The organism is Nocardia sp. MH4 (genome assembly GCF_019266065.1).
Lineage (GTDB): Bacteria > Actinomycetota > Actinomycetes > Mycobacteriales > Mycobacteriaceae > Nocardia > Nocardia canadensis.
This window is the reverse complement of sequence record NZ_LPNR01000135.1, coordinates 38,157-45,808: the sequence shown is the minus strand read 5'-3', so window position 1 is coordinate 45,808 and position 7,652 is coordinate 38,157. Positions and strand designations below refer to the sequence as shown.

At 71.9% G+C, this 7,652-nt stretch carries 8 protein-coding genes; 1 reads left to right on the top strand and 7 read right to left on the bottom strand.

All coding sequences use genetic code 11. The features are described from left to right. Window positions 1-87: 87 nt before the first annotated feature. The 6 genes from lnt to ATM97_RS33955 all read right to left on the bottom strand — a co-directional run bounded on the left by lnt (window position 88) and on the right by ATM97_RS33955 (window position 6,093). Window positions 88-1,644, bottom strand: a complete 1,557-nt coding sequence (lnt, locus tag ATM97_RS33980) for an apolipoprotein N-acyltransferase (RefSeq protein ID WP_218722355.1) — start codon at window positions 1,642-1,644, stop codon at window positions 88-90. A gap of 166 nt (window positions 1,645-1,810) precedes the next feature. Beyond that, window positions 1,811-3,403 carry an amidohydrolase gene (locus tag ATM97_RS33975; RefSeq protein WP_218722329.1) on the bottom strand — a complete coding sequence of 531 codons (1,593 nt, stop codon included), beginning with the start codon at window positions 3,401-3,403 and terminating at the stop codon, window positions 1,811-1,813. Between the two features lie 30 nt (window positions 3,404-3,433). Then, entirely contained in the window at window positions 3,434-3,637 is a 204-nt protein-coding gene (locus tag ATM97_RS33970) for a hypothetical protein (protein WP_218722328.1), read from the bottom strand. Window positions 3,638-3,681: 44 nt separating this feature from the next. After that, complete coding sequence (locus ATM97_RS33965; RefSeq protein ID WP_218722327.1) at window positions 3,682-4,176, bottom strand: FxsA family protein; 495 nt, start codon at window positions 4,174-4,176, stop codon at window positions 3,682-3,684. A gap of 63 nt (window positions 4,177-4,239) precedes the next feature. Next, entirely contained in the window at window positions 4,240-4,899 is a 660-nt protein-coding gene (locus ATM97_RS33960) for a response regulator transcription factor (RefSeq protein ID WP_218722326.1), read from the bottom strand. A gap of 21 nt (window positions 4,900-4,920) precedes the next feature. Then, on the bottom strand, window positions 4,921-6,093 hold the full coding sequence (locus tag ATM97_RS33955; protein ID WP_218722325.1) for a histidine kinase: 1,173 nt from the start codon (window positions 6,091-6,093) through the stop codon (window positions 4,921-4,923). 72 nt (window positions 6,094-6,165) lie between these two features. Here ATM97_RS33955 and ATM97_RS33950 point away from each other — a divergent pair, with 72 nt between their 5' ends. Then, window positions 6,166-6,933 carry a TSUP family transporter gene (locus ATM97_RS33950; RefSeq protein WP_218722324.1) on the top strand — a complete coding sequence of 256 codons (768 nt, stop codon included), beginning with the start codon at window positions 6,166-6,168 and terminating at the stop codon, window positions 6,931-6,933. Here ATM97_RS33950 and ATM97_RS33945 read toward each other — a convergent pair. Continuing rightward, complete coding sequence (locus tag ATM97_RS33945) at window positions 6,930-7,523, bottom strand: TetR/AcrR family transcriptional regulator (RefSeq protein ID WP_218722323.1); 594 nt, start codon at window positions 7,521-7,523, stop codon at window positions 6,930-6,932. The genes ATM97_RS33950 and ATM97_RS33945 overlap by 4 nt on opposite strands. Window positions 7,524-7,652: the final 129 nt, after the last annotated feature.

Genomic DNA, 7,652 nt, shown 5'->3' with positions numbered 1-7,652 from the left:
TACCGATGTGGATTTGTTTCGAGCTCTGTGGAATACACCCCTGTAGCAGCTACTTTCGGCCGCTTCCCCCGGGTTGAAACAAACCGCTTATTCGGAATTCTGCGAGCTTCGCGAAACCTGCGCCTGATTCGCTCGCCTACGCCGGAAAAACACCAGCGCCACGCCGATCGCGGTCAGAATAACGGACGTCGCTTCTGGCGCCGCGCCGATCCGCGTCGCGATCGTCGTCGTGTCGCGCAATGGTAGCTGGGCGACCAGCGCGGCGGGCACGACTTGCTCGGACTGTTGTGCGATCTCGCCGTTCGCGGTGATGATCGCACTGACCCCGGTGGTTGCTGCGATGACCAGAGCGCGGCCGTGCTCGACCGCCCGCACCCGCGACATGGCCATCTGCTGGTAGGTCATCTCGCTGCGGCCGAAGGTCGCGTTGTTGGTCGGCACGGTCAGCAGTTCGGCGCCCGCGGCCATCGATTCCCGGAATGCCCGATCGAACGCCACCTCATAACAGGTGGCAACCCCGATCCGCACCCCCGCCGCCGTGACCGTTCCGTCACCATCGCCGGGCACGAAATATCCGGCCTGGTCGGCATAGGACGAGAACAATCGGAAGAAACCGCGCATCGGCAGGTATTCGCCGAACGGCTGGATGATTTTCTTGTCGTGCCGATCGGCGGGCCCGGCCGCGCCGTTCCACACCATGACCGAGTTGGTGGTCGTACGGTCACCGTTCACCAGGACTGCGCCGACCAGGATCGGCGCGCCGATCCGCTGGGAGGCCTCGCTGATCTCCGCGGCGGCGTCGGCGTTGCGCAGTGGATCGATATCGGAGGAGTTCTCCGGCCAGATCACGACGTCCGGCCGGGGTGACTGCCCGCGGTCGACGGCGTCGGCGAGCTCCTCGGTGCGCCGGACGTGGTTGTCCAGCACGGCCCGCCGCTGGGCGTTGAACTCCAGGCCCAACCGCGGCACGCTGCCCTGGATCGCGGCGACCGTGATCGTCCGGTGGCCGTCGTCCGGGGCGGGCAGCGTCGGCCGGAGGATCACTCCGGCGAGGGGCATGATAGCCACAGTGACGGCGGCGGTGGCAAATCCGATCCGCGTGCCCCGGCCGATCGCCCGCGGCGCCGGCGTGCGCGCCCAGGCGAGCACGCGCAGCGCCAGCGCGGCCAGGCCGGTGCCGGTCAGCGCGACGGCGAACCCGATCAGCGGCGCGCCGCCGTAGGCGGCCAGGGGGAGGTACCAGCCGTCGGCCTGCCCGAAAGCGACACGCCCCCACGGGAATCCACCGAAGGGGAAACTCGACCTCGCCCATTCGGTGGCCGTCCAGGCGAGCGCGAGCCAGACCGGCCAGCCGGGCAGCCCGCTCAGCCACCGGGCGAGCACGCCCCACAGGCCGATGAACACCGCGCACGCGGTCGACAAGGCCAGCCACGGCACCGGCCCGACGTAGATGCCGGTCCACGGCAGCAGCGGGACGAAGAAGGCGAACCCGCCGAGGAAGCCGTAGCCGAATCCACCCCGCAGCGTGCCCGGTCCCCGGACCGCGACGGTGAGCAGCGCCAGCGCGATCGGCGCGAGGAACCACCACGGCCGGGGCGGAAAGCTGCCGAACAGCAGCAGACCACCCGCGACGGCCGTCGCCATGCGAGCCAGGACACCGAACCGGTCACCGCCCGCCGCACTGCCCGGGGTCGCGGGGTCGGTCGGGCCCGACCCGGCCGCGTCGGCGGTCGTGGCGTCGGGCCCTGGTTCGGTGGCGGGGTGGATCATGGTGTCCTGCTCCGTGATTGGTGTGCCGGTGCGGTCGTGGTCAGGCGCGGTAGATGGTGGCGCCGTTGTGCACCGTGCGCAGGCAGGTCGGCAGGTCGGCACCGGGATCGAGCCGCGGCAGACCGGGCACGCGCGACCGCGGGTCGGTCGACCAGCGTTGCACCGTGTCGGCGGCCGCCGCGACGACGAGATCGCCCGCGTCCCACACGGCGTAGGAGGCCGGGGCGCCGGGCACCAGGGTGCCCGCGACACCGTCACGCACCCCACCCGCCCGCCAGGCGCCCCGGGTGGCGGCCGCGAACGCGGCGCGCGGGGACAGCCCGTGGCCGGGCGTGCGGTGATGGACCGCCGCGCGCACCTGCTCCCACGGATTCAGCGTCGTGACCGGCGCGTCCGAGCCGATCGCCAGGGAGATGCCCGCCGCGGCCATCGCCGCGAAGGGGTTCAGCGTCGCGGCACGCTCGGCACCCAGCCGGGTGGCGTACATCCCGTCCGGTCCGCCCCACGCGGCGTCGAAACCCGGCTGCACGGACAGGATCACGCCCAGTGCCGCCAGCTGCTCGATCGCCGCGGCGTCGGTCATCTCGGCGTGTTCGACCCGGTGTCCGCGCGCGGCGAGCGCCGGTCCGCCGAGTTCGGCGGCGACCGTGGCGAATCCGGCGACCACGAGATCCATCGCGGCGTCACCGATGGCATGGAAGCCCGCCTGCACACCGGCCTCGGTGCAGGCGCGGATGTGCGCGGTGATCGTCTCGGCGTCGAGGAAGTTCTTGCCGCACCCGGTCGCGTCGGCGTAGTGCTCCCGCAGCAGCGCGGTGTGCGAGCCCAGCGAACCGTCCACGAACAGATCGCCGCCGAGCGCGGCGACCCCCAGTTCGTCGATCAGGGCGCGAGCCTGCGCCGCGTCACGCACCGCCTCGCCCCAGTACGCGCGCACCTCGACACCGTGCTCGAAGGCCAGCAGCTCGCGCACGTCCTCGCGGCCCGAGATGTCCGGGCCCGCGCATTCGTGCACGGCGACGATGCCGTGCGCGGCGGCGGCGTCGAGGGCGGCGGTGCGAGCCCGATCACGGTGCGCGCGACCGAGTTCCGCGAGGGCGACCGCGCGCACCCGATGGTGGGCGTCGGCGCGCACCGGCTCGCCGCGACGGTAGCCGTCGCCGAGATCGCCCGCCGCGTCGAGCAGCGCCGAGGAGGCCACGGCCGAGTGCGCGTCGACCCGGGCCAGGTACACGAGCCTGCCCGCGCCCGCGGCCTCGTCGAGTTCGGCGACCGTGGGCGGGCGCTGTTCGGGCCAGGCGGTGTCGTCCCAGCCCTCGCCGATGATCACGCCGTCGGGCTGGGCGATCGCGTACGCGCGCAGCGCGGCGAGCAACTCGCCCAGCGACGCGGTGCCGCTGACGTCGAGTCCGGCCAGCTGCAGGCCCAGCGCGGTGACGTGCACGTGCGGGTCGACGAACGCTGGCGCGACGAAGGCGCCGTCGAGCTCGACGATCTCCGCGTCGGGGTGCATCGCCCGGCCGGGCGCTTCGGCCCCCAGCCACACCACGGTGCCGTCGGTGACCGCCATCGCGGTCGCGTCCGGGGAGCTGGAACTGTAGAAACGACCGCCGATCAGCAACTGGGTACTCACGGTGTCCCAGTCTGCCGTATCGGCGAATCGTCAGGTCGGCAGGGACAGGACCGCGCGGACGTCGGCGTCGCACAGCCCCGCTGGAGTGTGTCCGCCCGCTTCGACGGCGATGAGTTCGAGTCGCCACGCGGCGACCGTGAAATCCGACATGGACTGTCCGGCAGCGGCACTCACCCTACGCACCGCGTCGGCCAGTTCCGCGCTCACCGTGACGGTGATCTGCTCGGTGGCCATCGGCACACTGTAGACCCTTCCCAGGCCGGGCGGGAATACTCGGCTCAGGCGGACCCGAGCGCGCGCGGCCCGGCGGAGTGCCCGTCGTCGTACCACTGCCCGACGACGACCCCGTCGACCACATCGCCGCTGTCGGCATCGACCACCATTCCGCGATACGGCGACGGCGCGAACGACGGCAGCGGACCGAAGCGCCGCGTCCCGAGCTTCTCCAGCACCGGCCGGATCAGCGCCCTGGTCGGCGGGAACAGCGCGAGCAGGCCGACGAGTCCGGTGACCAGGCCGGGCACGAACAGCAGCACCGAGCCGGTGGCCACCAGCAGCCCGTCCGCGACCGCGCTCTCGGCGGTGACCTCGCCGCGCGCGGCCCGGCGGAACCGGTCGAACACGCGCCTGCCCTGGGCGCCCAGCAGCAGCAAGCCGACACCGGACACCGCGATCAGCGCCAGCAGAGCCCAGCCGGCGCCGATCAGCTGGGCCAGGCCGACGAACGCGGCGATCTCGACGACGAGGTAGAGCACGAACAGCACGGCGGTCATGGCGATCCTTTCGGACGATCTACCCCCTCAACGCACGAGCGTCCGATTTTTCTCCCGGCCGCCTCAGCCACCCGGCCGCACGAGACCGGTCTCATAGGCCAGCACCACGGCCTGCACCCGGTCGCGCAGCCCGAGTTTGGTCAGCACGCGGCCCACGTGCGTCTTCACCGTGGCCTCCGACAGGAACAATGCCCCGGCGATCTCGGCGTTGGAGCGGCCCGCGGCGATCTGTTCGAGTACCTCGCGTTCGCGGGCGGTGAGCACGTCGAGTACACCCGGGTCGCGCAGTCCCGCCGGGTCCTCGGCGACGAGCCGGTCGAGCAGGCGTTTGGTGACCTTCGGGGAGACCACCGCGTCGCCCGCAGCGACACTGCGGATGGCGGAGATGAGGTCTTCGGGCGGGGTGTCCTTGAGCAGGAAGCCGCTCGCGCCGGCGCGCAGCGCGCCGAGGGCGTGTTCGTCGAGATCGAAGGTGGTCATCACGAGCACGCGGATGCCCTCGCCCGCGGCGACGATCCGGCCGGTGGCGGTGACCCCGTCGACGACCGGCATCCGCACGTCCATCAGGACCACGTCGGGCCGCAGCTCCCCCGCGCGCCGCACGGCCTCGTCGCCGTTGCCCGCCTCGCCGACGACCTCGATGTCCGGGTGCGCGCCGAGCACCATCTTCAGGCCCATCCGCATGAGTTCCTGATCGTCCACCACGAGCACGCTGATCGGCATTTCCCAACCATAGCGGGCGGATCAGTCGCCTTCGGCGCGCAGCGGGAGGGTGGCGAGGACCCGCCAGCGACCGTCGGCGGTCCGGCCCGCGGACAGGGTGCCGCCGAGCACCGCGACCCGTTCGCGCATGCCGACCAGGCCCATGCCCCCGCCCGGGATCTCGGTGGACGGCGCGTGCACGGGCAGGCCGCCGCTGTCGGTCACCTCGACCAGGATGTCGTCCTCGCGGCGCTGCACCCGCACGGTCGCCTTCGGGCTCGCCCCGGCGTGGCGCAGGGTGTTGGTGAGCGATTCCTGGACGATGCGGTGCACGCCCAGGCTGACCTCGGGGGTGATGTCGTCGAGTTCGCCGGTCAGTTCGAGATCGACGGCCAGACCGGCGTCGCGCATCAGCTCGGCCAGTTTCGCGATGCCCGCGCTGCCGTGCTGGGGCAGCAGTTCCGGCGCGTGCTCGGTGCGCAGCAGTGCCACGGTGCGGCGCAGTTCGCGCAGCGCGTCGCGGCCGGTGCCCGCGATGGTCGCGAGCGCGCGTTCGGCGGTGTCGGGGTCGTGGCGCAGGGCGTACTTCGCGCCGTCGGCCTGCACGATGATGACGCTCACCGCGTGCGCGACCACGTCGTGCAGTTCCCGGGCGATGCGGGTGCGTTCGGCGGCCACGGCCTCGTGGGCGCGGCGTTCCTTGTCGTAGTCGGCGACGGCGAGCCGGGCCGCGACCTCGGCGTCGTAGGCGTGGCGGGCGCCGTTGAACTCGGCCAGCGTCCAGCACAGCGCGTAGATCACACCGACGAGCGCCAGATCGCCGCCCTTGGGCTCGCGCAGGACCAGGACCGACAGGGCCAGGTCGGTCGCGAGGCAGCCGAGGTAGATGAGCCCGTCCCGCCTGCCGACATAGGCGACGAGGGTGTAGAGCAGCACGCCGAGCCCGATCAGCGCGACGTGTCCGGAGGTGTCGTCGCCCGTCAGATATCCGACCAGGGTGCACAGCACCGAGAGCACGAACATCACCGCCGCCATCGCCCGCGGATAGACCCGGCGCAGGATCAGCGGCAACGGCAGGATCAGCGAAAAGACCAGGTAGGCGACCTTGTGGTGCTCGTCGCCGACGCCGAGCGCGTCGAGCACCATGAGAAACAGCGCGAGGACGGAGTCGGCGACGATGGGTCGGCCGCGAAGCCACAAGCTGAACCGGCGCACCGGCCCAGCCTAATGGCCGGGTGCGGCCGGACCCGGTTGGCTTTCCGGGCGTGATCTTGATTGCCTGGTCCGGTGCAACTAGGAGACTGGACGGTCCTGCTGGTGGCCGCGGCCGCGGCGGGATGGGTCGACGCGGTGGTCGGCGGCGGCGGATTGATCATCCTGCCGACGCTGTTCCTGGTCGCGCCCGGCATCGCCCCGCAGACGGCGCTCGGCACCAACAAGCTGGCCGCGTTCTCCGGCACGGCGACCGCGGTGATCACCTTCGCGCGCCGGGTGCCGATGCAGTGGAAGGTGCTGATTCCGGGCGCGGTGATCGCCGCGATCGCCGCGGCCTGCGGCGCGGCGGCGGTCTCGCTGATCGACCGCGAGCTGTTCATTCCCCTGGTCATGGTGGTGCTGGTCGGGGTGGCGCTGTTCGTCACGCTGCGACCTTCGATCGGCATGACCATGGCGACCCATCCGCCGACGCGCCGCAAGGTGATCCTGGTGGTGGCGCTGGCCGCCGGCCTGATCGGCCTCTACGACGGCCTGCTCGGGCCGGGCACCGGTACGTTCCTGATCATCACCTTCGCGACGCTGCTCGGCACCGAGTTCGTGCGGGCCGCGGCCATGGCGAAGGTGATCAACTGCGGATCGAATCTCGGCGCGCTGCTGTTCCTCGGTGCGACCGGGCACATCCTGTGGGGCCTCGGCGCGGGCATGGCGGTCGCGAATGTCGCGGGCGCGCTGGTCGGTTCGCGGATGGCGCTGGCCAAGGGCGCCGGTTTCGTGCGGATCGTACTGCTGGTCGTGGTCGTGGTGATGGTGATCCGGCTGGGCTGGCAGCAGTTCGGTTAGCGCGCCGGCTCGACCGGGGCCGAGGCGGCCAGCCACGGCTGCAGCACCCGCGAGGTGGTCTCGTGGATCTTGCGATGTAGTCGTTCGCCGTCGTCGATGCCGTGCTGGGGCTGCTGGAACAGCACCGTCAGCGCCCCCGAGACCGCGCCGACGACCGCACCGACCAGCGCCGCCGCGCCGACCTCGTCGAGCTCGTGCGGGAAGGCGCTGTGCAACTGGCGGGCGATCTCGCGCTGCGCGACGAGCTGAGCGTGCGCGGCCCGGCCGCTCACCGCGGGCACGGTGCGCGAGACCTGCGCGCGCAGCGCCGCGACCCGGGAGTTCAGATCGTCGGCGAGATGCTCGGCGGGGTTGTCGCCCGCGGCGCGCAGCGCGCGCAGCAACACCTCGACGGGTCGTTCCCCCGGCCGCCGGGTGGCGATCGCCGCGACGGCGGCGCGCACCCGTTCGTCGGGTTCGGGGAAGAGCAGTTCTTCCTTGCTCGCGAAGTAGTTGAAGAAGGTCCGGGTGCCGACCTCGGCCTCGGCCGCGATGTCGGCCACGGTCGTTTCCTCATAGCCTCTGGCCTCGAACAATCCGACGGCGGCCATAAGGATCGCACGACGGGTTCGTTCCCTTTTTCGATCGCGGAGGGCGGATGGCGGCACGGCGGGCACCCTACGGCATCGAGGGCCGTCGCGGCGGGAGGACCGGAATCAGCGCGTCACGGTTGTGACTGC

Bases quoted from the DNA above. Each gene is read 5' to 3' on its own strand.
- lnt (WP_218722355.1), bottom strand. From the start codon at position 1,644: ATGGCGACGGCCGTCGCGGGTGGTCTGCTGCTGTTCGGCAGCTTTCCG.
- ATM97_RS33970 (WP_218722328.1), bottom strand. From the start codon at position 3,637: ATGGCCACCGAGCAGATCACCGTCACGGTGAGCGCGGAACTGGCCGAC.
- ATM97_RS33965 (WP_218722327.1), bottom strand. From the start codon at position 4,176: ATGACCGCCGTGCTGTTCGTGCTCTACCTCGTCGTCGAGATCGCCGCG.
- ATM97_RS33960 (WP_218722326.1), bottom strand. From the start codon at position 4,899: ATGCCGATCAGCGTGCTCGTGGTGGACGATCAGGAACTCATGCGGATG.
- ATM97_RS33945 (WP_218722323.1), bottom strand. From the start codon at position 7,523: ATGGCCGCCGTCGGATTGTTCGAGGCCAGAGGCTATGAGGAAACGACC.